Below are 24,413 nucleotides of genomic sequence, written 5' to 3' on the forward strand. Positions count from 1 at the left end.
ATGTCATTACAGCCTGGCTCACGATCGGCGTTATCGCATTAGCATTACGAGGCAGACTGGTTAAGCCGTACAACCAGATAGATACAGGTTTCATTCGTTTCGTTGATGAACCGGCAGTCATTTGGCGGCCCCAGCTCGAGACAGTCTCCGGCGTGCATTTCGTGGCGCGTATCGCCCTCCTGAAACACCAGCTCACCGGACTGCAGCCAGATAAGCTGACGTGCCAGCGCGTAAGAAGAGGCAGGCATAGGAACATCGCTGCCCGCAGGCAGCTCAACCTGAACAAGGTCGATGGGCAGATCGGTACGAGGAGAAACATGGCGGCGGAGGTAGTGCGTCTGTGGGTCGCGCCAGACGGGCTGGTTTACAAGGCGCAGCAGCTTGCCTTCCTGCATTTCGGCCCGGGCAATGAGCGTTGACATGCTGATGCCAAACGCGCCAGACAGGCGGGCCAGCAAGGTGGCTGTCGGGCTACTGTCTCCGCGCTCTATCTTGTGGATCATCGCGCGCGAAACCCCTGCCCGGTCAGCAAGCTCGCTCAGGGACCATCCGCGAGACTCGCGTTCAAGGCGAATTCTTGCGCTAATCCGTTGATTCATCGTGTCTGTTATTGTGTTCATGACGTCATACTATAGTGTATGAACGGCATTTCAATGGGCTTTTGATAACAAAAAAATATGGCTTATGCCGTAGCGATCGGGCGATACAGTTGTGTAATATCGTAGCTACAACGTAATACTATAGTGAACAACACACAGAGGGTTAATCATGATCGTTCGTCATGCCTGCAAAGAAGACTGCGCTGCGATAGGAGAAATCTACAATCACGCGGTGCTGCATACTGCCGCGATCTGGAACGATAAAACCGTCGATACTGATAACCGAATCGCGTGGTTTGAGGCGCGCACGCTCGCGGGTTACCCGGTTCTGGTGAGTGAGGAAGACGGTGCGATCACCGGTTACGCCTCTTTCGGCGACTGGCGCGCCTTCGACGGTTTTCGTCATACGGTTGAGCATTCGGTCTACGTCCACCCGGCCCATCAGGGCAAAGGCATTGGCCGCACGCTGATGAACGCGCTGATTAACGAGGCTCGCGCCATTGGTAAACACGTGATGGTGGCCGGTATTGAAGCGCAAAACCATGCCTCGATTCATCTCCATGAAACGCTCGGTTTTGTGACAACGGGGCAGATGCCGCAGGTGGGGACCAAGTTTGGCCGCTGGCTGGACTTAACCTTTATGCAGCTTCAACTGGACGAGCGCAGCGATCCGGACGCTATCCCATGAATCAGTCACTGACGCTGGCGTTTCTGGTGGCGGCGGGGATCGGTCTGGTGGTGCAAAACACCTTAATGGTGCGTATCACCCAGTCCTCCTCCACCATTCTTATCGCGATGCTGCTGAACTCCCTGGTCGGCATTGTGCTGTTTGTCAGTATTCTGCTGCTGAAACAGGGCTTCGCCGGGTTTAGCGAGCTGGCCGCAACGGTACGCTGGTGGACGCTTATCCCGGGGCTGCTGGGGTCATTTTTCGTGTTTGCCAGCATTAGCGGGTATCAGAACGTTGGCGCGGCGACGACCATCGCCGTGCTGGTGGCAAGCCAGCTGATTGGCGGGCTGGTGATGGACGTGCTGAGGAGCCATGGCATTCCGCTTCGCGCCCTGATCGGCCCGGTGTGCGGCGCGGTGATGCTGGTCGTCGGGGCCTGGCTGGTGGCGCGGCGCCAGTTTTGATCGTTACAGTATGGTGCCGCCTTTGGTCAGCTGTTCCTCACGCGCGTCCATCTCCTCTTTATGCTGCTTACCGTGGTGCGAAATCGCGGTACGCAGACGCTGCTGCTGGGTATAGCGATCTTCACGACTCAGCTCTGCGTCTTCGCTTAATTCGATCAGCAGTTCATTCATGTGGGTAATCACGCTCTCTTCAATGGCGGCATCCACACGTGCGGTAACTTCATTTAAATGTGACATTGTCACTCCTTGTGAATTGCCGGGTGGCGGCTACGCCTTACCCGGCCTACAGGGGGAACCGTAGGCCCGGTAAGCGCAGCGCCACCGGGCAACAAACTAGTTCAGCTTCGCTTTGGAGAAATCGCTGCCCATCAGGCTCACGCTGTATCCGGTCACGTTGCTGCGGGTCGCATAGAACGTTTTCCCGTTGGCCAGTGCGATCCACGGTGCCTGCTGGTAGAAGATTTCCTGCGCCTGGCCGTAGAGCTTCGCGCGCTCAGCCGGATTGCTGGTCAGCTTCGCTTTTTGCACCAGAGCATCATAACCCTTATCACACCAGCGCGCGGCGTTTGATCCGGTTTTAATGCTGTTGCAGCCCAGCAGCACATCGGCAAAGTTATCCGGGTCGCCGTTATCGGACATCCAGCCAAACAGCGCGGAGTCATGTTCGCCTTTACGCATCCCGGAGAGATATTCACCCCACTCGTAAGAGACAATTTTGGCCTTCACGCCGACTTTCGCCCAGTCGCTCTGGATCATCTCTGCGATACGACGCGAGTTCGGGTTATACGGACGCTGAACCGGCATTGACCACAGCGTGACTTCGGCCCCCTTCTCCAGCCCCGCCTGCTTCAGCAGCGCTTTCGCTTTTTCAGGATCGTAGCTGTAGTCCTTCAGTTCTTTATTAAAACCCAGCATATTTGGCGGGATCGCCGATTTTGCCACCGTACCCGACCCCATAAAGACCGCATTGACGATAGCCTGCTTGTCGGTCGCGTAGTTAAGCGCCTGACGCACCAGCACGTTATCAAACGGTTTTTTCTCGGTGTTAAACGCCAGATAGCCGACGTTCAGGGCATCGACCGAGTGCAGCGTCAGGTCTTTGTTGTTCTTGATCGCGTCAAACTGGACCGGGGACGGCGCAGGAATGATCTGGCACTCGTTGGTCTGCAGCTTCGCCAGACGGGTTTCCACATTTGGCGTGATGGAGAAGATGAGATGTTTCGTCGGCACCTCGCCTTCCCAGTAGTTCGGGTTAGCAACATAGCGGATCAGTGAATCCACCTTGTACTGCTGCAGGACATAAGGCCCGGTACCAATCGGCCAGGTGTCTACGTTTTCAGGCGTGCCTTTTTTCAGCATCGCGTCGGCGTATTCGGCGGAGAGAATGGAGGCGAAATCCATCCCCCAGTCGGCCAGAAACGCGGCGTTGGGCTCGCTGAGGGTGAACTGAACGTGGTAATCATCGACCTTTTTAACGTCCTGAATCAGCTTATCGAGCCCGACATCGTTAAAGTATTCGTAGTTGCCCTGCGACACATTATGGTACGGATGTTTAGGGTCTTTCTGACGCATAACCGAGAAAATAACGTCATCAGCGTTAAAGTCGCGCGTCGGTTTGAAGTATTTGTTGCTGTTGAATTTCACCCCTTTGCGCAGGGCAAAGGTATAGGTCTTGCCGTCCGGTGAAATCGTCCAGGACTCCGCCAGCGACGGGACCGGGGTGTTTTTCACCGGGTCAAAATTGATCAGGCGGTTGTACAGTACCTGAGAGCTGGCCACAAAAGACGGGCCAGAGCTGGCGATTTGCGGGTTGAAGGACTCGGGGGACGCTTCAGAACAGTAAATAAGGGTATCGTTGTTTGCCGCCCATGCGGCACCGGCTGGTAGAAGAGCGCTCAGCGCAAGGGCGAGCAGTGTTTTCCCTGTAGACATGGTTATAACCCTGATAGTTTTATTATATAAGACAGTAATAACAGCACAGGCGGTATGACCTGGCAAATAACGAAACACTATCAGGTTATTCTAAAGCCGCGTTTTTTGCTGTTTTAACCGTCAGCACCTAAAAAGGTGATTTGCCTTAAGGGCCATTATTCGTCAAGCACAACCGTCACTTTCTATGCCGCAAGAAATCAGCCCTTTTAGCGTCTCTTCCCCCGTTTGTTTGACGCCCTATTTCGTTAAAGTAACGGTGTGAAGAAGTATATGGGATCAAATCGTGGCAAAAACTCTTTTACGCAGCGGTAACCTGGATGACTTTCAGGCCGTTGGCGGCGGCGGACAAGCCGTTTTTGAATCAGCGTTACAAATCCGGGAAGCGCTCCGGTTGCGCAAACAACAGGCCATCGTCGACTGTCTGGCTATTCCTCAGGTCAACGACAGCGGTGACCGCGTGGACTGGTATTCCCCTGTTGAAGGGAGCGTAACCAGCTGGAAGGCGGCCGATGAAGATGACCGTTATCGCGCCCTGCGCTATCTGGAAAACACGCTAGCCAGCGTCGAGTCGTTAAGCAAGAAATGTCTCCAGTCACCCAAAACCGCGCAGCAGCTTTTCGGTTCTCTGCTGTCGAAGGCGTTTCAGTTCCCGGGTGAAAACTTCCTCTTCCTGGTTGACGGAAAGCCGGTCATCAGCTTCTGGGGGTTTGTAAACCTGAACGAGAATGCGCGCGACGATGTCCTCGACTGCCTGCGTGAATCGCTGGTTCCTGAGCCTGCCCCCGTTGTCATTGAAGATCCTGAACCCGAGCCTGAGCCAGAACCGGTAGTAGCCTTTGAACACGCAGACGAGCCGCTGATCGCCCCTTCCACGGTGGTGCGCATTACGCCGGAAGATCTGTATGAGCCAGAGCCAGCTCCGGTCGTGGCGCAACCCGTTCAGGAACCGGCTCTGCCGATCGTCGCGAAAAAGCGCCGCGTTCCCCTGTGGACGCTGCCGGTTGCCGCCGTAATCGTTGCCGCCATTGCCGCACCGCTGCTGTGGCCAAAACAGTCGCCTTCCCCTGAGCCCGCACCGGCGTCCGTACCTGAGCCCGTGGAGATTGCGCCAAAACCGATCAAAGCGGTTGAGCCGCTGGCAATGAAATTACCGCTGCATCAGGCAGAGGTGCTGACAAGCAAAGAAAAAGAGCCTGCTCCTGCGCCACAGCCCGCTCCGGTGGTGATTGTCGCCATCCCGAAAGATGCCATGGTGATGGAAGCGAATCAGGTGAAAGCGGGATCGACGCGTTTCCTGAACGGCACCTGGCGTGCGGTTCTCGATGTGAAAGATCCGGTAACCGGCAAACCGCCGTCGATGCGCTATCAGATTCAGAACAATAAAGGTTTCGCCCGGGTTGTCCATGGCGACAACGTTGTCTGCCGCGCGGAAGTCTTCTCCGGGCTGCACAGCAATGGCGAGCTGATGATTAAAAGTCGCGGTACTGCCCGCTGCACCGACGGTTCCCGCTACCCGATGCCGGAGATTGCCTGTAAAGCAGGTGCCAGCGATATCGCAGAATGTCGCGCCCGTTATGATGCCAATACCGTCGTCCCACTGACGTTCAAGAAAGCAGGTGCCTGATCCTATGCTGGTAAATCTTTGCGACTATAAACAAAGCGTCACGCTTATTGCCAACAGCGGCGTGCAGTTCCTTGATTTCGGTCTGACGCCGCAGGACACCGCCAGCAACGGGCGCTTCGTACGTAAAACCGCGAACGGCCCGCTTCTGCGACTCGATTTCGACCTGGTCAACGGGCGTTATACCGTGCCGGGGACGAACGGCGGGCAGCCTGAAGTGGTCAAACCGGAAACCACCATCCCGCTGCATCAGTCTCTGACGGTACTGGACGGCGTCTGGCTTCCGGTTCCGTTCCTGCGCTTCAACCCTCCGCGAACCTTTGTTGAGGGGCCGGATAACTGGGCCCGCGTTCAGGTGCGCAAGCTGGATACACCCGATACGGCAGGCAATACGCACCGCGTCACTCTCGCTCTTGACAGCCAGATTGCTGAACATGCCACATCCGCCCTGTCCCCGGTTGAAAACGATATTTTGAACGGGACCCGCTTCGCGCTGGCCTGGCGAGACAATGAGGTTGAAAGTTTCCTCGACCAGACCTGGATTGACGGCTGGCTGCGCGAGGCCTTTACCCAGTATGCCGACAGCGTTGAAAACCGTTCAGAACGCGACCTCCAGCAGGCGATGCGCGGTTTTGAATATCAGGCCCACTGGCTCAACCTGATGACCATGCTCGGTGAACAGCTCACCGTACCGGAAGTAAAATTTGTTACCCATACGCTCAGCACGCCAGCCATTCCGGTCGACCTGATCCTCGACGTGGGCAATACCCACACCTGCGGGGTCATTATTGAAGACCACGGCGACGCCAACGATGGACTGCGCCAGACCGCTGAGCTGCAGGTACGCTCGTTAAGCGAGCCGCAATTCCTGAACGAGCCGCTGTTCACCAGCCGTCTCGAGTTTTCGGAAGCGCGTTTTGGCAAACAGCACTTCTCGGTTGAAAGCGGTCGCGAAGATGCCTTTGTCTGGCCGTCGATTGTTCGCGTTGGCGATGAAGCCCGTAAACTGGCGATGCAGCGTCTGGGAACGGAAGGCAATAGCGGCATCTCCAGCCCGCGTCGCTACCTGTGGGATGAAACGCCGGTCGTGCAGGACTGGCGCTTTAGCCAGATGAACAGCAAAACCCAGCGTGAACCGCTCGCCACCGCGTTTCCGCTGATGAACCTGATGAACGATGACGGAGAGCCGCTCTTCACGCTGCCGCAGGACGAACGGCTGCCGGTCTTCTCGCCGCAGTACAGCCGCAGCACCCTGATGACGCACATGCTGTGCGAGCTGCTGGCGCAGGCCCTGGGGCAGATCAACAGCGTCGCCACGCGCTTGCGTCTGGGCTTCCCGGCGTCGCCGCGCCAGCTGCGCACCCTGATCCTGACGCTGCCCTCGGCCATGCCAAAGCAGGAGCGCGAGATTTTCCGTCGCCGCATGTTTGAAGCCATCGCCATCGTCTGGAAAGCGATGGGCTGGCACCCTCAGGATGAGGATTTTGTCACCCGTAAACAGCAGGATAAAAGCGTGGTGCCGGTTCCTGAAATCCAGATGGAGTGGGATGAAGCCAGCTGTGGTCAACTGGTCTGGCTGTATAACGAAGCGATCTCCCGCTTTGGCGGTCAGACGGAAGCCTTCTTCGCCTCCCTGGCCCGCCCGGACCGTGAGCCTGAGCCGGGTAGCCAGCCGGGTCGCGCACTGCGCGTCGCGTCCATCGACATCGGCGGCGGCACAACGGATATGGCGATCACCCATTATCAGCTGGATGACGGTTCCGGCAATAACGTCAAGATCACCCCGCAGCTGCTGTTCCGTGAAGGCTTTAAAGTCGCGGGTGACGATACGCTTCTGGACGTGATTCAGCGCTACGTGTTGCCTGCCCTGCAAACGCAGCTGCAAAAATCCGGTATCGCGGACGCCTCGCTGCTGATGGCTTCGCTGTTCGGCGACTCCGGGCGCATCGATACCCAGGCCGTACTTCGCCAGCAAACGGCGCTTCAGCTCTTTATGCCGATTGGCCATGCCATTCTTGCCGCGTGGGAATCGAGCGACGTTGACGATCCGCTGGCCGGTCTGCATGCCACCTTTGGCGATCTCCTGGCGCAGAAACCGACCCGCAACGTGATGAATTACCTCCAGCAGGCGATCGATCATGCCCTGCCTGCGGGTTCAGACGCTTTTGATCTGTTCGCCGTGCCGCTGCATGTGAACTTCCACGAAATGCAGGATGCGATGCTGGCCGGGCAGTTTACGCTGGCCTCACCGCTCCACGCGGTATGCGAGGCGATATCCCATTACAGCTGCGATATTCTGCTGATCACCGGGCGCCCCGGCTGCCTGCCGGGCGTTCAGGCGCTCATTCGTCATCTGCAGCCGGTGCCGGTCAATCGCATCGTCTGGCTGGATAAATACCAGGTGCACGAGTGGTATCCGTTCAGCCAGCAGGGGCGCATTGGCAACCCTAAATCGACAGCCGCAGTGGGGGCCATGCTTTGCAGTCTGGCGCTCGACCTGCGTCTGCCGCGCTTCAACTTTAAAGCCGCGGACATTGGCGCGTATTCAACCGTGCGGTATCTCGGCGTGCTGGATAACACCGTCAATACCCTGCGCGAGGAAAACGTCTGGTATCAGGATATCGATCTTGATAAACCCGGCGCGAAACTCGACGCGCGTCTGCACTTCCCGCTACGCGGTAACGTCACTCTCGGCTTCCGCCAACTGGCGAACGCGCGCTGGCCCGCCACGCCGCTCTACACGCTCAGCATTAACTCGGCTGAACTGGCGAAAGCCATTGCCGGTGACGGCGTGCTGAACGTGCGGCTCAAACTCTGCGGCGGCAGCAAGCAGGAAGGCCCGGAGGCCTTCGAGCTGAGCGATGCCTGGCTGCAGGACGGCACGCCGGTTGCGCCTGACGCATTAACTTTCAAACTGAATACTTTGGCCGATCGCCGACACAGCGGTAGCCACTACTGGATCGACAGCGGGAGCGTATACCTGAAATGACAGCGACGACGACCACCACTCAGGCCTTAATCGGGTGGATTAATGAGACGCGCCTGAACGCCCCTGTACTGGATAACGATGCTGACGCCCTGCTTGCTCGCATCAACGTGACGCAGGCGCGGGAGCAGGCCATTGAACACGCCATGACCCGCCAGAGCAGCATCGGGCTTTACGGTCATTCGCAGAGCGCGAAAGCACACCTGCTGTTGTCTCTGTGCGGCAGCGGTAATGGACGCCTGAACGTTACGCCAGGGCAGCGCACCTTTGACTATTTTTCGCATATCAATCCGGGACATGCCCTGACCAACATGGCCGTCCGCTTCACCCGGGACAACCCGGAGGCGGCTGATGAGGCGTTCCCGCTGCGCCTGCGTCTGGTCACCGAGGCCGAGCTGGTACAGCTGTTTATTGCCCGCACGACGCTGCATCCGCAGATGCGCGCGGTGGATAAGGCGGTCATTGAGACACGTCTGGAGAAATGGCGCGGGCTGCGTCAGCCGCAGGGCGTGCCCGGCATTACGGCTCAGGAAGTGGGTGCGATTGCCCGCTTCTGGCAAAGCACCGTACCCGCCGCGAAACAGCAAATTGATGATGCCCTGTGGCATGAATTTGCCCGGCTGGTGCCATCGCTCGATCTCAGCACGCGGGCCGGCGTCTGGTCGCTGCTGTGGGGCGAGCAGCAGGAGTTGACCCAGCAGTGGTTAAACCTGGCCCATGTGCTGCACCAGACCAGCCATGCCAGCGAGCTTGCTGCCCCGCTTAGCCTGCTGGTGGACAGCTTCGGGCTGCCGGGTGAAGGGTTCCTGACGCAAGACGGCACGTTAGACCTTCAGGACGCACAGGAGACGCTGCTTCATCCTCTGAATAGCGGTGAAATGCTGAACGCCATCAGCATCCCCGTCGATGTATTGGCCTTCCTGACCCGCGAGCTGGTGTTGCCGGTTGAGAACGGCGCGCTGGATAACGTCGATATTATTGATATTCCGGTTTTTGAAGATAACCGTGCCGACACGCTACGCCAGGCGAAATCACAGTGGCTGCTTGAGCATTATCGTCAACAGCTTCAGCCGGATGTGCTGGTGATTTGTAATGCAACGGCGCATCACGAGCAGACGGCCAAAAAAGCAAAAGTGTTAATGAACTGGGTGAAGGAGACGCAGCCTGCTGAAGAATCCGCCCTTCCAGGTCTGGTGTGGGCAATTACCCCCCATGACGCCCGCTTTACCACCCGGCAGAATCTCGATGAAGCCGTACAGCATCTGCTCGGGAAGCCGGGGTTACGCTGGGGCACGCTGCAGGCGCTGGACAGCCACAGTATGCAGCGCGTCATTGAGTGGCTGTCACAGGCCACGCTACCCGCGCAGCGACAGAAGCGTCTCAGCACGCTGAAAGGCTTGTTGCGGCAGGAGCTCTCTTCGCTGATGCAATGCTATCTGGTGCCGCTGGTTGAGGAGCCGGGGACAAGACGTGCTCAGGCCGAAAACATGGTGCGCACGCTGCAAAGCAGCGCCGCCCGCCACGGCGAACTGCTTGAAGGCCTTCTGCCGCCGCTGAAAGCCTTTGAAACGCTGCTCGCCGTTCAGCAGCCTCGCGAGGAGCAGGTGAACGGGCTGTTTACGGACACCATTGACCTGTTTGCCGAGAACACACAGGAAAGCGCAGGCCTGTTCCAGACAAAAGACAAAGCGCGTCTGGCGCACAGAGTCTGGATAAATCATCTGCGTCAGTGGAGCCGCAATGAGGCCGCGGCCGCCCGTCTTGGGCTGGAACCTGCGGTGTTACAGCAAATCGCGGATGTGCTGGTGGTCACCAGCTACCGGCTTAATCTGCCCCAACAGCTTCAGCGTATTGTCGAAGCGGATAAAAGTAGCGCTGCGCAACTGCATGCCGTGATGGGCAATTTCATCGGCTGGCTGGGTTACGACCAGACGCCCGTGGCGGCACGTCCGGCAAGCCGCATCCGCAAGGGCCAGGCAATCTTCGTCACGCCGGTGGTCAGCAGCGCCGAGCCCCGTTTGACACGCCTGGGGGAACAGCCCGTGCATGCCGCCACCGCGTACGTTTACGACTGGCTGGTCGCACTCTATAGCCGCGCGATAGAGAACATTGATTACCAGCATCCACATGATGTTCAGCCTGACGCACGTCAGGCACTACGGGCTTTAATAAAGTAGCCGCCTTTCTTGCCGGGTGGCGCTGCGCTTACCCGGCCTACATTTCGCAACGATGGTAAATTGCACAATAATCACATCGTCATACACCCGGCTAACGTCTCTGCCAGCGCAGACGGGTTTTCCCACGACATAGAATGCCCCGCCGCAGGGATGATTTTTACCTCAACGCCCTTTCGCTTCAGATTATCCACATCGTCATCTGGCAGAGACAGCTCGCCAAAAATCAACGTTACCGGGCAAGGGAGTGACAGGAACTGCGCGTCCCATTCCGGCTCAACGCCCGCCACCAGGCTCGATGCCCCCCGCCAGACGGCATACGGCGCATTACTCTGCAGACACCCCGCCCACGCCGTTTTTTCCGCGCTGAGCATGGCGTCATAGCCCTGGTTCAGAAACTGTTGCTCGGTTTGCGCTGCAATAGACCGGCTGAACATCCCCCCACCCGCATGAAAATTGGGTTCTGACACCATCAGCCCCTTCACGCGCGTTGCCAGCAGCCCCGCCGTTTCAATAGCAATGCTGCCGCCCATGCTGTGGCCGTATAACCAGAAGGCATCCAGTTTAAGATGGTCAATCAGTTCCGCCACAACGTGCGCCTGGTCGGTGGTTTTATAGCTGTAGTGCTCAGGCTTGTCGCTGTAGCCGCTGCCGGGCAAATCGATGAGAATCGCTCTGCGCGCGCCAAACAGCGGGTCATGAACGACACGGGGATATTCATAGGAAGAGGCGCAGCCCAGCCCGTGAATGAACACCACGGGATCGCCGGTGCCGGGCAAGTCATGCCAGCGCACGGTGCAACCGGCCTGCTGCGAGTAAAAACTGTTCATAAGCACTCCTTTTACGATGCACTGTTTATTTATACAGTTACCGTATCTGGAATGCCATATTCATTTTTTAAAAATGGAAGCGTGCTTCAGAAAAGCGAGACCAGCAGCGCAACGGGAAAGCTCATTGGCCAGGTTGACCCCACCAGAAAAGCACTGAGCAGGCGGATACGTTTGCGGTCTTTGGAGAGGAACCAGGTAATTAATGCGCAGATGGAAGCCATGATTGCGTAAAAAACCAACATCTTTTGATACAACGTCATTCTGTATACCAGAGCCGAAAAAATAACCGCACGCAATATGCGTCATATGTTGATACAGATCAAGTTTTTTCGTTACAGAATAACCACTTAAAAATTACGGATAACAACAATTGAGTATTTTACGTAACATTCATGGTAAACGCCTGACCGCACATGCGACCAGGCGTGACGAGCTTAGTGTTTTATCATGACATGCCGCACTACCGTATAATCCTCAAGCCCGTAGACTGACATATCTTTGCCGTAGCCGGATAATTTCATGCCGCCGTGCGGCATTTCGCTCACCAGCATAAAATGGGTATTCACCCAGGTGCAGCCGTACTGCAGGCGCGCACTCAGACGATGAGCGCGGCCCACGTCTTTGGTCCAGACCGATGACGCCAGGCCATACTGCGAATCGTTCGCCCAGGCCAGCACCTGCGCCTCGTCGTCAAACTCGGTAACGCTCACCACCGGGCCAAACACCTCGCGCTGAACGATGGCGTCGTCCTGTTTTGCCCCCGCCAGCAGGGTTGGCTGGAAGTAGTAGCCCGCCCCCTCTTTTTTGCTCCCGCCAGTGACAACGCGGATATGGCCGAGCGCTTTCGCGTCATCGACGGCCTGGCAGACGCGTGAAAGATGGGCGGCCGAGCTGAGCGGTCCCAGTTCGGTAGAGGCATCCTCCGGCGCCCCCATTTTAAGGCTGGCAACCGCTGCGCCCAGCTTTTCCACCAGCGCGGCATAAATGCCCTTCTGGGCATAAATACGGCAGGCCGCCGTACAGTCCTGCCCGGCATTGTAGAAACCAAACGTCCGTACCCCTTCGACAACCGCACCCAGGTCGGCATCATCAAAGACGATAACCGGCGCTTTACCGCCCAGCTCCATGTGGGTGCGTTTGATGGAGGACGCCGTATGGCCGATGATATGCTCCCCGGTAGCAATCGAACCGGTCAGCGAGACCATACGGACTTTTTCATGCCCGGTAAGCGGGTCGCCGACCGTTTTCCCCCGGCCAAACAGCACGTTCAGGACGCCTGCCGGGAAGATATCTTTTGCCAGTTCTCCCAGCTTCAGCGCGGTCAGCGGCGTGATCTCTGAGGGCTTAATCACCACGCAGTTCCCTGCCGCCAGCGCGGGTGCCAGTTTCCAGGCTGCCATCATCAGCGGGTAGTTCCAGGGGGCAATAGAGGCAACCACGCCCACCGGATCGCGGCGGATCATAGACGTGTGGCCGTCAAGGTACTCGCCCGCGGCCAGCCCGTTCAGACAGCGGGCGGCCCCGGCAAAGAAACGGAAAACGTCGACCACCGCCGGTATTTCATCACCCAGAGCACAGTGCAGCGGCTTGCCGCAGTTAAGAGACTCAAGCCGGGCGAACGCTTCACCATTCGCTTCAATGACGTCAGCCAGTTTCAGCAGACACTCAGCTCGCGTTTTTGGCGTGGCTTGTCCCCACTCGATAAAAGCCCGGTCGGCGGCCCGAACAGCCGCGTCGACCTGAGCCGCTGAGGCTTCAGCAATCTCCAGCAGCACCTCACCGGTGGCGGGGTTATAAACCGGCTGTTTTTCTCCTTCTCCGGCAACCAGTTCACCATTTATCAGCAGATGTTTTTGCATAGCATTGTCCTGTTGAATTCACTGTTATTTCCCGCTGCCGGCAATGTTCTCACCGTCGCGGGTTAGCCACCAGGCTCCCAGAATGGGGATAGTTGTCACCAGCATCACCAGCAGTGCAACGACGTTGGTGACCGGCACGTCGCGCGGACGGCCGAGCTGATTGAGCAACCACAGCGGTAACGTGCGCTCGTGTCCCGCCGTAAATGTTGTGACGATTATCTCGTCAAAGGACAGGGCAAACGCCAGCATTCCCCCGGCCAGCAGCGCGGAACCCAGATTGGGCAGCACCACATAGCGGAAGGTTTGCCATCCGTCGGCCCCGAGATCCATCGACGCTTCCACCAGGCTCCAGGAGGTGCGTCTGAACCGGGCAATCACGTTGTTAAACACCACCACCACGCAAAAGGTGGCGTGTCCGACCACGATGGTGAAAAAACCCGGCTCAAGGTTGATGGTTTTGAAAGCGGTCAGCAGCGCCAGGCCGGTGATGATCCCCGGCAACGCAATCGGCAACAGCAGCAACAGTGAGATCGCATTCTTGCCAAAAAACTCGCTTCGCCACAGCGCCGCTGCAGCAAGCGTGCCAAGCACAAGGGCAATCGCGGTAGATAACGCTGCAATTTGAAGTGACAACGTCACGGATTCGATAATATCTCCACGCCCCGCCGCCACGCTAAACCACTTCAGCGTCAGCCCCTGCGGCGGAAAGCTGAAGGCTGCATCTTCAGTATTAAAAGCATAGGTCGCGATAATCAGCAGCGGGAAGTGCAGGAAGATAACCCCTCCCCACGCTGCTACTTTCAGGAACAGCGGTGCGCGTTCAGAGTGCATCGAATGCTCCCAGACGTTTCACGAACGCCAGATAGAGTGAAATCAGCACGATGGGAACCAGCGTGAACGCAGCGGCCATCGGCATATTGCCGATAGCCCCCTGCTGGGAATAGACCATATTGCCGATGAAGTAGCCCGGCGGCCCCACCAGTTGCGGAACAATGAAATCCCCCAGCGTCAGGGAAAAGGTGAATATTGAGCCCGCGGCAATACCCGGGATCGCCAGCGGCAAAACGACATAGCAAAAGGTCTGGCGAGGACGCGCGCCGAGGTCGGCTGAGGCCTGCAGTAGCGAAGCTGGCAGGCGTTCCAGCGCCGCCTGGACGGGTAGGATCATAAACGGCAGCCAGATATAGACGAAGACCAGAAACCGTCCCAGCCCGGAGGTGGACAAGGTGTTGCCACCAATCGCCGGGAGCGTAAGGAGTGAGGTCAGGATAGGTTCCAGCCCCATATGATTGAGAAACCACTGTGCCACCCCGTCCTTCGCCAGCAGCAGCGTCCAGGCGTAGGCTTTGACAATGTAGCTCGCCCACATCGGCAGCATCACAGCGATATAGAAAAACGCTTTCCACTTGCCGCGGGTGTATCGCGCCATGTACCAGGCCATCGGGAATGCCAGAATGGCGCTGGCCATGGTCACCGCAATCGCCATCGTTAACGTGCGCAGGATGATGTCGTAGTTTGCCGGCTTGAAAAGCGCCTGAATGTTCGCCAGGGTTAGATCCGGCGTGACTGCCATGGTGAAATCGTCAAAGGTGTAAAACCCTTGCCACAGCAGGGTCAGAAGCGATCCTAAATAGACAATGCCAAACCACATGAGCGGCGCGAGCAGAAGCAGGAACAGGCCGAGCGACGGTTTACGCCAGAACAGCGCCGTCATGCGGCTTAAGGGGCCGCGCGAAGCGGGAGGATGCGCAACGCTCATAGCCATTTCACCTCTCCTCCTGCAGGCGAATCATCGCCTCGCGTGACCACGACGCCATGACCGCCTGCCCCGGCGCAATGCCGCTCAGCGGCGAGGTTTCACTGAAATTGGCCTGGCTCACCAGCAGTTTGGCGCCATCGGCGAGTTTCAGCTCCAGCCGCGTGGCGGCCCCCTGATACTGAACGGCCTGCACGACGCCCTGAACCTGAACGTCTCCGCCCTCATTAAGGCGAATATGTTCCGGGCGCAGGGAATAGCTGCCTTCCATGCCGCATATTTTCTGCGCAAGGCCTGCATCAAAGACGTTGGACGTGCCGACAAAACCGGCGACAAACGGCGTGCGCGGACGCATGTAGAGATCGCGCGGGGTATCCACCTGCTCGATGCGCCCGTTATTGAACACCGCCACCCGGTCTGACATGGAAAGGGCCTCGCCCTGATCGTGGGTGACAAAGATAAAGGTGATACCGAGTTCCTGCTGAAGCTTCTTCAGCTCGAACTGCATCTGTTCACGCAGTTTGAGATCGAGCGCACCCAGGGGTTCGTCCAGCAGCAGGACGCGCGGTTCATTGACCAGCGCCCGGGCGATGGCAACGCGCTGCCGCTGGCCGCCGGAAAGTTGCGACGGTTTGCGGGCAATGGCAAAGCTTAGGCCCACTTTTTCCAGAGCGTCACGGGCCTGCGCATGGCGTTTTTTCTTGTCGATGCCTTTGACCATCAGCCCGTAGGCGACATTGTCGAGGATCGACATATGCGGGAACAGCGCGTAGTCCTGAAAGACGGTGTTCACATCCCGCTCCCACGGCGGCAGCGCGCTCGCCTCTTTGCCGAAGATAGAAATCGTGCCGCCTGACAGCTGCTCAAAGCCGGCAATCAGACGCAGGCAGGTGGTTTTGCCGGAGCCCGAAGGCCCCAGCATGGAGAAAAACTCTCCGTCACGAATCGCAATGGTAACCCCATCCACCGCCCGTACGTCGCCGTACAGACGGGAAACATTGTTAAACTCTACCGCGTACGTCATGTTCTGCTCCCGGGCAATTAACGACCGCCCATGATGGCGATGTAATCCTGCGTCCAGCGGCTGTAAGGGACAAATTTGCCGCCTTCAGCGATGGGGGTTTTCCAGAACATGATTTTGTCGAACTCGTTATAACCGTTTGTTTCGCAGCCTTTATCACCCAGCAGCGTGCTGGCCTTACACCCTTGTGCAACCACAGGCAGGGAGCCAAACCATGCCGCCAGATCGCCCTGCACTTTCGGTGTCAGCGACCAGTTCATCCATTTGTAGGCGCACATCGGGTGTTTTGCCTGCGCGTGTAGCATGGTGGTGTCCGCCCAGCCGGTCACCCCCTCTTTCGGGAAGACGGTGGCAATGGGCTGGTTCTCAGCCTTCAGGGCATTCGCCTGATACGGCCAGGCGCTGGAGGCCACGACGCCTTCGTTTTTGAAGTCGCTCATCTGGACGGTGGTGTCATGCCAGTAGCGGTGGATCAGCGCATGCTGCTCGCGAAGCACCTTGAGCACGGCGGCATACTGTTCTTCGGTGAGTTGGTACGGGTCTTTGATACCCAGTTGCGGTTGAGTAGCTTTGACGAACAGCGCGGCATCGGCAATATAAATCGGGCCGTCATAGGCCTGAACGCGTCCCTGATTGGTTTTACCGTCCGGCAGATCCTGTTTGGTAAAGACCACGCTCCAGCTGTCCGGCGGCGTCGGGAAGGTTTTGGTATTGTACATCAGCAGGTTTGGCCCCCACTGATACGGCGTGCCGTAGACTTTACCGCCGACGTTAAACCATTCCCCTTTCACAATCCGCGCGTCGAGGGTTTTCCAGTTGGGGATGAGGTCAGGGTTAATGGGCTGAACGCGTTTGCCCATGATCAGGCGCAGGGAGGCGTCACCCGAGGCGGTGACCAGGTCATATCCCCCTTTCGCCATCAGGCTGACCATTTCATCCGACGTGGCCGCCGTTTTGACGTTGACCGCACACCCTGTCTCTTTTTCAAACTGGGTAACCCAGTCATAATTTTTATCCGTCTGTCCCCGCTCGATGTAGCCCGGCCAGGCGATAATATCCAGCCGACCTTCCCCGTCACCAATGGCCTTTGGTGGTTCTGCGGCTTGCGCTGTCATGATAGTCATGCCGAGCGCACACAGGCTGCTGCGGGCAAAAATTTTGCTCATAAGAGTTACTCCTGTCGCAATGAAATTTAGCGGCAGCCGTGCCGTAAAAATATCTCCCTTATTAAACGTAGACCGCGCAAATGCGCCGCACCGTACGGCTTCAGGAAATTTCATCAAGGTGTGACCGAGGGCGCATTCCCTGTTAACTGGATTATAGACAAGGAGTTAGCCGCGAGAGACGGTATGCAGATTTCCTATGACAGGGCACCGCGAAATATTCGCCGTGCCGTCATCAGGATAAGAATTGATTATTTAAATAACGCAGAAAAGATTATTCCAGCATCGTGCTAATTAATTTTCCTAACTGAATAACCGCCTGCTCTTCTCGCTCTCCCCAGGCCCAGGAGGTATTAAAACGGAAGAACGGTGTCCATGCGTCAGAGGTGGAAAACATCTTTCCGGGGGCAATGCTGATGTGGTGCGTTAAGGCTTTTTCGCTCAGCAGCCCCGCATCCAGCTGCGCCGGAAGCTCCAGCCATAAAAAGTAGCCGCTGTCGTTATGGTGGATTTTGACACCGGCAGGCATATGGCGCAAAAGTGACTGCCAGGCCTGCTGCTTTCGCTCGGCCAGCGTCCGCCGCAGGCGGCGCAGATGGGCGTCGTAGCGTTTAGTCGCCAGATAATCCACCAGCGCCAGCTGCACAGGAGAACTGGTTGAGAGCGTGCTCATCAGCTGGAGCTGCTGAATGCGTCGGGCGTGCTTCCCTGCTGCGACCCAGCCGATGCGAAAACCGGCCACCAGACATTTTGAAAAGGACGAGCAGTGCAGCGTCATGTCCTGACGATCCCATGCTTTCGCCGGGAGCGGCTTTTCGCGGCCAAAATAGAGCTCGCTGTAAACATCGTCTTCAATCAGGGGGACATTGTGCAGCGTTAACAGCGCGACAAGCTGCGCTTTTTTCTCCGCGCTCAGCGTGAAGCCAAGCGGGTTCTGGCTGTTGGTCATGATCCAGCAGGCTTTAACCGGGTACTCATTCAGCGCCTGTTCAAGGGCATTGAGATCAATCCCCTCGCGGACATCCGTCGCAATCGACAACGCTTTGAGTTTAAGACGTTCCAGCGCCTGTAGCGCGCCGTAGAAACACGGGTTTTCGACTATCACCCAGTCACCTGGCTCGGTCACCGCCTGCAGGCTGAGATTGAGCGCTTCAAGCGCGCCTGCGGTGATCACGATCTCTTCCGGGGAGATGTTCATCCCCTGCTGCGCGTAGCGACGGGCAATGGCGTGGCGGAGATCGACGTTACCCGGCGGCAGGTTCTCAATCACGCTCATCGCCGTCGCTGTTTTGCTGACGTTCGCCAGCGATCGGTTGAGCTGCTGCAGCGGGAAAAGTCGGGGATCGGGAAACGCGGAGGCAAAAGGGACAACGGACGGGTCGCGGCTGGCCTGTAAGACGTCGAAGATGTAGGTGTTAATATCCACCACTTCGTCACGCATCACCTGGGCAGGTGGAGCAGGCTGTTGTGCGGTCGGGCGCGAGGCAACGTAATAGCCCGACTGCGGTCTGGCGACAATGCGCCCCTGACTTTCCAGCATCTGATACGCGTGGCCAACGGTCATAAAACTCATACCGCTGCTCGCCACCTGCTCTCGCAGCGAAGGCAGCTTATCGCCCGGCAGCCATACGCCAAGCTCAATCTGCGAGATAATTTGTTGCGCCAGACGCTGGTATTTTTTCATCAGATTCTCCTTATGACCGACAGTGTATATCAGCAGGAGAAAAAGAGAAGATTTAGCTAACTGTTATAGTTCGTGAAATGAATTACTTACGATACTCGGTAACGTGGCTTTGTGCCTGGCGCGCAGCGGACAGATGATCGAACGTGATCATCGACGATTTGCAAAAGATGCATTTCGCGCCGAGTGGGTTTTTCTCAGACACATCAAAGACTGAGGTACGGTACTGCGAGCCATGACAGCATGGGCAGCGAAAATGGATATAAGAAGTCATAGGATTCTCCTGTAAACGCAAAAACGTAAATTACTAATGGGCCGATTGGGCAATAATGGTTTTAGACAAAACTAATCGGAATGTAGATAAAGACCCAAGAGAGGCTGCGGAGAGGCACAACGTGATGAGAACTGCTTTATAAAACTACGTCAGATATTTATTTGGACTCAAAACCAGAAGACCATTAACGCACGGCGCCGACGACAAGGCAAGCAGTTTTATGCATAAAATTCATAAAAATACTGTTTTTATTCAGAAATGCTCAGGGTGGCACTAAATATAAACGGGATCAATTCCGCACAAAACACTTATAAATCAATGAAATATAAATATTTTGCATGGCATTTTTTGCCTAATAACCTTAACACACTGGGCGTATTAACATTCTTTAAAACACGAATTGTTAGAGAAAAAAGGAGTTTAAGATGGCAATTCCAGCATACCTTTGGCTAAAAGACGACGGTGGAGCAGATATTAAAGGCGCTGTCGATGTACAAGATCGCGAGGGTAGTATTGAGGTGATGGGGTTCGGTCATGGTCTGCATCTGCCAACAGACAGCATGACGGGGAAAATTACTGGCACTCGTATTCATTCAGCTCTCGTTTTTGAGAAGGAATTTGACAGTTCTAGCCCCTATCTCTACAAAGCCGTTGCAAAAGGTCAGACGCTGAAAAGTGCGGAATTTAAGTGGTATAAAATCAACGATTCCGGGCAGGAAGTTGAATACTTCAATATGCAACTGGATAATGTCAAGGTTGTATCTATATGTCCACTCATGCATGACATTAAAAACCCAGCAACTGAGAAGCATAACCATCTGGAAAGTATCGCTCTGCGTTACGAAAAAATAACCTGGAAGCACTGTGACGGTAATATTATTTTTTCTGACGAGTGGAAAGACAGATGATTCGGTGCACTTTTCATTTGAATGGCTATCAGCTTTCCACTTTGAGTTGTCCTGGCTTAGGCTTTTTCCCCGCGTATTCTGGAAACTCGGGTAATAACAGAAATAACCCTAATGCCGTTGCGACTGCTGAGGTGGGCCCCTTACCCCCAGGACTCTATTATATCGTGACACGTCCACGAGGCGGGTTTGGTTCTCACTGGCATGACGCAATCAAAGGGTTAGAGAGCGGTTCAAACCGTGACTTTTGGTTTGCTCTTTACCGCCACGATACTCACATTGACGACAGAACTTTTATCAATAACGTTGAGCGTGGTGCTTTCCGGTTACACCCTGCGGGACAGTCGGGAATTAGTAATGGATGTATTACGTTACCAAATCACTCCCATTACAGAATACTGATGCATGGTCTACTCGCATCCGGCACGTTTAAAGTTACTGCTGGATTAGTTGCACTTGGAACAATACAGGTATATTGATGAATGCAAAAAAGCATGTCCTGACCTGGGTTATTGAAACATTGATGCTGTTTGTTATTTACTCCTTTGTATGTTACTTCATGCCCGATGTATTACTTTATCATCTCTTCACCAGACATTTTGGCTTTGTAACTGAACTTGAATGGAGTGAAAGCTATACACTATTGCTTTTCATCCTTTCATTTTTGCTCAATGCCATGTTGATTTACCTCTGGGCATTACGAAAATGAACCTCTCTTGGGCGGAAATATTGCCGCCAAACAAGAGCTACAGCATAGGCAGGCAAGAAAACTGTTATAGATAAATAACACAGGTCTGTTTCTGCAACCCAGAGCTGGCGCGGCTTAGAATGGCATCGACATAATTACATCGCGGAGTTTTGCATGTTTGGTTTAGATGCTTTTCACCTTGCACGGATACAGTTTGCCTTTACCGTATCCTTTCACATTATTTTCCCGGCAATCACCATCGGCCTGGCAAGCTACCTTGCCGTACTCGAAGGCCTGTGGCTGAAAACAAAAAATCCGGTCTGGCGCTCCCTGTACCAGTTCTGGTCAAAGATTTTTGCCGTCAACTTTGGCATGGGCGTGGTCTCCGGGCTGGTGATGGCCTACCAGTTTGGTACCAACTGGAGTGGATTTTCACAGTTTGCGGGCAGTATTACCGGCCCGCTGCTGACCTATGAAGTACTTACCGCCTTCTTCCTTGAAGCCGGGTTCCTCGGCGTGATGCTGTTCGGCTGGAACAAAGTCGGGCCGGGTCTGCACTTCTTCTCCACCTGTATGGTGGCGCTGGGCACCATTATCTCCACCTTCTGGATCCTCTCTTCGAACAGCTGGATGCAGACACCACAAGGGTATGAGATCGTCAACGGTCAGGTGGTACCGGTGGACTGGTTCGCCGTGGTGTTTAACCCCTCCTTCCCTTACCGCCTGCTGCATATGTCGATAGCCGCGTTCCTGAGCAGCGCTCTTTTTGTAGGCGCATCTGCCGCATGGCATCTGCTGCGTGGGAATAGTACCCCTGCCATCCGCGCGATGTTTTCTATGGCGCTGTGGATGACGCTGATTGTCGCCCCCATCCAGGCCATGGTTGGCGATATGCACGGGTTGAACACCTTAAAGCACCAGCCCGCCAAGATTGCTGCCATTGAAGGCCACTGGGAAAATCCGCCGGGTGAGCCTACCCCGCTGCTGCTGTTTGGCTGGCCGGATATGGAACAGGAGCGCACCCGCTTTGGGCTGGAGATCCCGGCGCTGGGGAGTCTTATCCTCACGCATAGTCTGGATAAACAGGTTCCGGCACTTAAAGAGTTTCCGAAGGAAGACCGTCCGAATTCCACCATCGTCTTCTGGTCATTCCGTATTATGGCGGGCCTGGGCATGCTGATGCTGCTGCTCGGGGTGATGGCACTCTGGCTACGCTACAAAAAACGCGTTTATTCGTCGCGCCCTTTCCTGTGGTTTGCACTGCTGATGGGGCCAACCGGGCTGATTGCCATCCTAGCCGGGTGGATCACCACCGAAGTGGGCCGCCAGCCGTGGGTGGTCTACGGACTCCAGCGAACGAAGGATGCGGTTTCTGCCCACGGTGACCTGCACATGAGCGTGAGCCTGCTGGCCTTCTTCGTCGTCTATACCTCGGTATTCGGCGTGGGTTACAGCTATATGGTGCGCCTCATCCGAAAAGGCCCGCAGCCGCATGAATCCTTCGCCACCGAGTCAGACGGACGTCCGGCGCGCCCGCTTTCTGCCGTCACAACTGAACATAAGGAGCAGCCATAATGGGTATCGATCTTTCCATTATCTGGTTTGTGATCATCGTCTTTGCCACGCTGATGTATATCGTGATGGATGGTTTTGATCTGGGGATTGGCATTCTGTTCCCGGCAACGCAGAACGCCGACGATCGCGACGTGATGGTCAACAGCGTTGCGCCGGTCTGGGACGGAAATGAAACCTGGCTGGTGCTTGGCGGTGCCGCCCTGTTCGGCGCATTCCCGCTGGCGTATGCGGTGATCGTTGATGCTCTCACCATTCCGCTGACGTTAATGCTGATCGGTCTTATTTTCCGCGGGGTGGCATTTGAGTTTCGCTTTAAAGCCACGCCGGCCCACCGCCCCTTCTGGGATAAGGCGTTTATTGGCGGTTCAATTCTGGCAACGTTTACCCAGGGCGTGACGGTAGGCGCCGTCATTAACGGCTTTACCGTCACCGGCCGGGCCTATACCGGCGGCCCCTTTGACTGGTTCACCGCGTTTAACCTGTTTTGCGGCGCGGGGCTGGTGGTGGCTTATGCGCTGTTAGGCTCTACCTGGCTGGTGATGAAAAGCGAAAACGCGCTGCAGCAGCGGATGCGTGAGGTTTCGAAAACGCTGTTAATCGTGCTGCTGGCGTTTATTGCGGCGATCAGCCTCTGGACGCCGCTGGCACAACCGGCCATCGCTGCGCGCTGGTTTACGCTGCCGAATCTGTTTTATCTGCTGCCTGTCCCTGCCCTGGTGGTGATTTTTAGCCTGTACCAGTGGCGCTGCCTGAATAATCCCGACAGCCATAGCCGTCCGTTTATCCTGACGCTGGGGCTGATATTCCTCGGCTTTAGCGGGCTTGGGATCAGCATCTGGCCGCATATTATTCCACCGTCGATCACCCTGTGGCAGGCCGCCGCACCGACGCAAAGCCAGGGCTTTATGCTGGTGGGTGCGCTGTTGATCATTCCCGTTATTCTGGTCTACACCTTCTGGAGCTACTACGTGTTTCGCGGCAAAGTTCAGCATGGGGAGGGTTATCACTGATGCAACAACCGGTCTGGAAAAGATTGCTGTGGCTGGCCATTATCTGGGGCGGCAGCGTACTGGCGCTGGCTGCTGTCAGTATGCTCTTCCGCATGTTGATGACGGCGGCAGGGTTTAAATCGCATTAACGTCATTCCGGGCAACCGCTGCGTTGCCCGGTACCTCTCCCCCGCACTTTCAGATAAACCCCATTAACGCACGGCAGAGTATCGTTACACTGGAAAAGATTCACAGTATTTATAGTTTGAGAAGAAAAATGAAAAAGCTCATTGCGTTAAGTGTTATTAGTCTTGTCCTTACCGGCTGCGTTAATCCGGGTAAAGCCTCCGTTCAGCCGGAGCAGCTTAAAAACCACCGCTTTGTGCTGGAAAATGTAAACGGTAAGGCCGTGAAGACTGCGACAACGCAACCTGAGATCAGTTTTAGCGCGCTGCCAGATATCAGCCTGGTTAATAACATCAGCGTTTCTGGCCAGATGTGTAACCGCTTCAACGGACAGGGGAAATTGTCCGAAGGCGAGCTTAAGGTTAAAACGCTGGCCATGACGCGCAAGCTCTGTACTGAACCTCAGCTGAATGAGCTGGATCAGGCCATTGGCGACATGCTGCGCAAAGGGGCGCAGGTCGACCTGACTGAGGACCAGTTAACGCTGGCGACAGCCGATAAAACGCTGATGTTTAAGCGTGCAGAATAATCAGTAGTTACCGCAGCTTCCAACGGCAAGCGACTGTTCACTACAGCGTTTGCCGTTTGGCAAGGCGCACATCCCAATAGCAGAACCATCAAGCTGGCGGGCGACAGACAGCGAACCGCCAATCATTGCGCAGTTGGCCTGACCTGAGCTGGACATCGCCGCTTTCATTCCCGGCGCCACGTGGGCTGCCGTTGCCTGCTGGACTGGTTCACTGCTACATGCCGACAACAATAATGCGGCACACCCTACCAAAAATGCTGAGCGCATGCTCTCTCCCCCATGAATAATGCGAAACCTATGCATAATAGGCATCACATCCCGTGTCGTCGAGAGCGGAAGTGCGTATTTATGCGCTCCAGAAACAATTTCTCGCAATTTTTTCGCCAAAAGTTTGATCTACTCATTGATGGCGAGAATACCGAGGACACAAAAGCGAAAATCGTAAAATCCCCCATTTGCTAGAATACACAGATAATATTCAGGGTTTGTCGCCGTAATACAGACCCCTATT

The 24,413-nt window shown here is 55.9% G+C and carries 24 protein-coding genes; 11 read left to right on the plus strand and 13 right to left on the minus strand.

Annotation, left to right across the window (positions count from 1 at the left end; translation table 11 throughout):
- Positions 1-44: 44 nt before the first annotated feature.
- On the minus strand, positions 45-620 hold the full coding sequence (locus FU672_RS00690) for a helix-turn-helix domain-containing protein (RefSeq protein WP_148241769.1): 576 nt from the start codon (positions 618-620) through the stop codon (positions 45-47).
- Between the two features lie 148 nt (positions 621-768).
- Here FU672_RS00690 and FU672_RS00695 point away from each other — a divergent pair, with 148 nt between their 5' ends.
- A complete protein-coding gene (locus tag FU672_RS00695) occupies positions 769-1,287 on the plus strand; it encodes a GNAT family N-acetyltransferase (protein ID WP_148241770.1) in 519 nt (172 codons plus the stop codon).
- Positions 1,284-1,733, plus strand: a complete 450-nt coding sequence (locus FU672_RS00700) for a DMT family transporter (protein WP_148241771.1) — start codon at positions 1,284-1,286, stop codon at positions 1,731-1,733. The genes FU672_RS00695 and FU672_RS00700 overlap by 4 nt, the downstream gene beginning before the upstream one ends.
- A 3-nt stretch (positions 1,734-1,736) precedes the next feature.
- Here the strand turns inward: FU672_RS00700 and FU672_RS00705 are convergent, their stop codons facing one another.
- On the minus strand, positions 1,737-1,970 hold the full coding sequence (locus FU672_RS00705) for a YdcY family protein (protein WP_148241772.1): 234 nt from the start codon (positions 1,968-1,970) through the stop codon (positions 1,737-1,739).
- Between the two features lie 96 nt (positions 1,971-2,066).
- On the minus strand, positions 2,067-3,665 hold the full coding sequence (locus tag FU672_RS00710) for an ABC transporter substrate-binding protein (protein ID WP_148241773.1): 1,599 nt from the start codon (positions 3,663-3,665) through the stop codon (positions 2,067-2,069).
- Positions 3,666-3,948: 283 nt separating this feature from the next.
- Here FU672_RS00710 and FU672_RS00715 point away from each other — a divergent pair, with 283 nt between their 5' ends.
- Genes FU672_RS00715 through FU672_RS00725 form a run of 3 tightly spaced genes read left to right on the plus strand, consistent with a single transcriptional unit; the run spans position 3,949 to position 10,449 of the window.
- Complete coding sequence (locus FU672_RS00715; RefSeq protein ID WP_148241774.1) at positions 3,949-5,289, plus strand: SrfA family protein; 1,341 nt, start codon at positions 3,949-3,951, stop codon at positions 5,287-5,289.
- A 4-nt stretch (positions 5,290-5,293) separates the two neighbouring features.
- The gene (locus FU672_RS00720; protein WP_148241775.1) at positions 5,294-8,275 is read left to right on the plus strand and encodes a virulence factor SrfB; all 2,982 of its coding nucleotides are present in this window, start codon (positions 5,294-5,296) and stop codon (positions 8,273-8,275) included.
- Entirely contained in the window at positions 8,272-10,449 is a 2,178-nt protein-coding gene (locus FU672_RS00725) for a virulence factor SrfC family protein (protein ID WP_148241776.1), read from the plus strand. Before FU672_RS00720 ends, FU672_RS00725 begins: the two co-directional genes overlap by 4 nt.
- Positions 10,450-10,520: 71 nt before the next feature.
- Here FU672_RS00725 and FU672_RS00730 read toward each other — a convergent pair whose 3' ends face one another.
- The 9 genes from FU672_RS00730 to ymcF all read right to left on the minus strand — a co-directional run bounded on the left by FU672_RS00730 (position 10,521) and on the right by ymcF (position 19,030).
- The gene (locus tag FU672_RS00730; protein WP_148241777.1) at positions 10,521-11,276 is read right to left on the minus strand and encodes an alpha/beta fold hydrolase; all 756 of its coding nucleotides are present in this window, start codon (positions 11,274-11,276) and stop codon (positions 10,521-10,523) included.
- A gap of 86 nt (positions 11,277-11,362) precedes the next feature.
- Positions 11,363-11,536, minus strand: coding sequence for a GhoT/OrtT family toxin (locus FU672_RS00735; protein WP_013096478.1), 174 nt, complete (start codon positions 11,534-11,536; stop codon positions 11,363-11,365).
- Between the two features lie 174 nt (positions 11,537-11,710).
- The gene (gene patD / locus FU672_RS00740; RefSeq protein ID WP_148241778.1) at positions 11,711-13,135 is read right to left on the minus strand and encodes an aminobutyraldehyde dehydrogenase; all 1,425 of its coding nucleotides are present in this window, start codon (positions 13,133-13,135) and stop codon (positions 11,711-11,713) included.
- Positions 13,136-13,159: 24 nt separating this feature from the next.
- Positions 13,160-13,966 carry an ABC transporter permease gene (locus FU672_RS00745; RefSeq protein ID WP_008501291.1) on the minus strand — a complete coding sequence of 269 codons (807 nt, stop codon included), beginning with the start codon at positions 13,964-13,966 and terminating at the stop codon, positions 13,160-13,162.
- Positions 13,956-14,894, minus strand: coding sequence for an ABC transporter permease (locus FU672_RS00750; RefSeq protein WP_410053320.1), 939 nt, complete (start codon positions 14,892-14,894; stop codon positions 13,956-13,958). The genes FU672_RS00745 and FU672_RS00750 overlap by 11 nt, the downstream gene beginning before the upstream one ends.
- A 7-nt stretch (positions 14,895-14,901) precedes the next feature.
- Complete coding sequence (locus FU672_RS00755; protein ID WP_148241780.1) at positions 14,902-15,915, minus strand: ABC transporter ATP-binding protein; 1,014 nt, start codon at positions 15,913-15,915, stop codon at positions 14,902-14,904.
- Between the two features lie 17 nt (positions 15,916-15,932).
- Positions 15,933-17,078: a putative ABC transporter substrate-binding protein YdcS gene (ydcS, locus tag FU672_RS00760; RefSeq protein ID WP_148241781.1), complete on the minus strand. Its 1,146-nt coding sequence runs from the start codon at positions 17,076-17,078 to the stop codon at positions 15,933-15,935.
- A gap of 271 nt (positions 17,079-17,349) precedes the next feature.
- Entirely contained in the window at positions 17,350-18,759 is a 1,410-nt protein-coding gene (locus FU672_RS00765; protein ID WP_148241782.1) for an aminotransferase-like domain-containing protein, read from the minus strand.
- An 82-nt stretch (positions 18,760-18,841) separates the two neighbouring features.
- Positions 18,842-19,030 carry a cold shock small protein YmcF gene (gene ymcF, locus FU672_RS00770; RefSeq protein ID WP_148241783.1) on the minus strand — a complete coding sequence of 63 codons (189 nt, stop codon included), beginning with the start codon at positions 19,028-19,030 and terminating at the stop codon, positions 18,842-18,844.
- A gap of 425 nt (positions 19,031-19,455) precedes the next feature.
- Here ymcF and FU672_RS00775 point away from each other — a divergent pair, with 425 nt between their 5' ends.
- The 6 genes from FU672_RS00775 to hslJ all read left to right on the plus strand — a co-directional run bounded on the left by FU672_RS00775 (position 19,456) and on the right by hslJ (position 23,902).
- On the plus strand, positions 19,456-19,938 hold the full coding sequence (locus FU672_RS00775) for an Hcp family type VI secretion system effector (protein WP_148241784.1): 483 nt from the start codon (positions 19,456-19,458) through the stop codon (positions 19,936-19,938).
- Positions 19,935-20,414, plus strand: a complete 480-nt coding sequence (locus FU672_RS00780; protein WP_148241785.1) for a DUF2778 domain-containing protein — start codon at positions 19,935-19,937, stop codon at positions 20,412-20,414. The genes FU672_RS00775 and FU672_RS00780 overlap by 4 nt, the downstream gene beginning before the upstream one ends.
- Before the next feature lie 383 nt (positions 20,415-20,797).
- A complete protein-coding gene (locus tag FU672_RS00785; protein WP_148241786.1) occupies positions 20,798-22,198 on the plus strand; it encodes a cytochrome ubiquinol oxidase subunit I in 1,401 nt (466 codons plus the stop codon).
- Positions 22,198-23,208, plus strand: coding sequence for a cytochrome d ubiquinol oxidase subunit II (cydB, locus tag FU672_RS00790; RefSeq protein ID WP_148241787.1), 1,011 nt, complete (start codon positions 22,198-22,200; stop codon positions 23,206-23,208). Before FU672_RS00785 ends, cydB begins: the two co-directional genes overlap by 1 nt.
- The gene (locus FU672_RS00795; protein ID WP_008501283.1) at positions 23,208-23,336 is read left to right on the plus strand and encodes a DUF2474 domain-containing protein; all 129 of its coding nucleotides are present in this window, start codon (positions 23,208-23,210) and stop codon (positions 23,334-23,336) included. The genes cydB and FU672_RS00795 overlap by 1 nt, the downstream gene beginning before the upstream one ends.
- Positions 23,337-23,464: 128 nt before the next feature.
- Positions 23,465-23,902, plus strand: a complete 438-nt coding sequence (gene hslJ / locus FU672_RS00800) for a heat shock protein HslJ (protein WP_148241788.1) — start codon at positions 23,465-23,467, stop codon at positions 23,900-23,902.
- Here hslJ and FU672_RS00805 read toward each other — a convergent pair whose 3' ends face one another.
- Positions 23,903-24,169: a putative hemolysin gene (locus tag FU672_RS00805; RefSeq protein WP_032658293.1), complete on the minus strand. Its 267-nt coding sequence runs from the start codon at positions 24,167-24,169 to the stop codon at positions 23,903-23,905.
- Positions 24,170-24,413: the final 244 nt, after the last annotated feature.

Source organism: Enterobacter asburiae, assembly GCF_008080435.1.
Taxonomy (GTDB): domain Bacteria; phylum Pseudomonadota; class Gammaproteobacteria; order Enterobacterales; family Enterobacteriaceae; genus Enterobacter; species Enterobacter asburiae_C.

Bases quoted from the DNA above. Each gene is read 5' to 3' on its own strand.
- FU672_RS00690 (WP_148241769.1), bottom strand. From the start codon at position 620: ATGAACACAATAACAGACACGATGAATCAACGGATTAGCGCAAGAATT.
- FU672_RS00695 (WP_148241770.1), top strand. From the start codon at position 769: ATGATCGTTCGTCATGCCTGCAAAGAAGACTGCGCTGCGATAGGAGAA.
- FU672_RS00700 (WP_148241771.1), top strand. From the start codon at position 1,284: ATGAATCAGTCACTGACGCTGGCGTTTCTGGTGGCGGCGGGGATCGGT.
- FU672_RS00705 (WP_148241772.1), bottom strand. From the start codon at position 1,970: ATGTCACATTTAAATGAAGTTACCGCACGTGTGGATGCCGCCATTGAA.
- FU672_RS00710 (WP_148241773.1), bottom strand. From the start codon at position 3,665: ATGTCTACAGGGAAAACACTGCTCGCCCTTGCGCTGAGCGCTCTTCTA.
- FU672_RS00720 (WP_148241775.1), top strand. From the start codon at position 5,294: ATGCTGGTAAATCTTTGCGACTATAAACAAAGCGTCACGCTTATTGCC.
- FU672_RS00725 (WP_148241776.1), top strand. From the start codon at position 8,272: ATGACAGCGACGACGACCACCACTCAGGCCTTAATCGGGTGGATTAAT.
- FU672_RS00730 (WP_148241777.1), bottom strand. From the start codon at position 11,276: ATGAACAGTTTTTACTCGCAGCAGGCCGGTTGCACCGTGCGCTGGCAT.
- FU672_RS00735 (WP_013096478.1), bottom strand. From the start codon at position 11,536: ATGACGTTGTATCAAAAGATGTTGGTTTTTTACGCAATCATGGCTTCC.
- patD (WP_148241778.1), bottom strand. From the start codon at position 13,135: ATGCAAAAACATCTGCTGATAAATGGTGAACTGGTTGCCGGAGAAGGA.
- FU672_RS00745 (WP_008501291.1), bottom strand. From the start codon at position 13,966: ATGCACTCTGAACGCGCACCGCTGTTCCTGAAAGTAGCAGCGTGGGGA.
- FU672_RS00750 (WP_410053320.1), bottom strand. From the start codon at position 14,894: ATGAGCGTTGCGCATCCTCCCGCTTCGCGCGGCCCCTTAAGCCGCATG.
- FU672_RS00755 (WP_148241780.1), bottom strand. From the start codon at position 15,915: ATGACGTACGCGGTAGAGTTTAACAATGTTTCCCGTCTGTACGGCGAC.
- ydcS (WP_148241781.1), bottom strand. From the start codon at position 17,078: ATGAGCAAAATTTTTGCCCGCAGCAGCCTGTGTGCGCTCGGCATGACT.
- FU672_RS00765 (WP_148241782.1), bottom strand. From the start codon at position 18,759: ATGAAAAAATACCAGCGTCTGGCGCAACAAATTATCTCGCAGATTGAG.
- ymcF (WP_148241783.1), bottom strand. From the start codon at position 19,030: ATGACTTCTTATATCCATTTTCGCTGCCCATGCTGTCATGGCTCGCAG.
- FU672_RS00775 (WP_148241784.1), top strand. From the start codon at position 19,456: ATGGCAATTCCAGCATACCTTTGGCTAAAAGACGACGGTGGAGCAGAT.
- FU672_RS00780 (WP_148241785.1), top strand. From the start codon at position 19,935: ATGATTCGGTGCACTTTTCATTTGAATGGCTATCAGCTTTCCACTTTG.
- FU672_RS00785 (WP_148241786.1), top strand. From the start codon at position 20,798: ATGTTTGGTTTAGATGCTTTTCACCTTGCACGGATACAGTTTGCCTTT.
- cydB (WP_148241787.1), top strand. From the start codon at position 22,198: ATGGGTATCGATCTTTCCATTATCTGGTTTGTGATCATCGTCTTTGCC.
- FU672_RS00795 (WP_008501283.1), top strand. From the start codon at position 23,208: ATGCAACAACCGGTCTGGAAAAGATTGCTGTGGCTGGCCATTATCTGG.
- hslJ (WP_148241788.1), top strand. From the start codon at position 23,465: ATGAAAAAGCTCATTGCGTTAAGTGTTATTAGTCTTGTCCTTACCGGC.
- FU672_RS00805 (WP_032658293.1), bottom strand. From the start codon at position 24,169: ATGCGCTCAGCATTTTTGGTAGGGTGTGCCGCATTATTGTTGTCGGCA.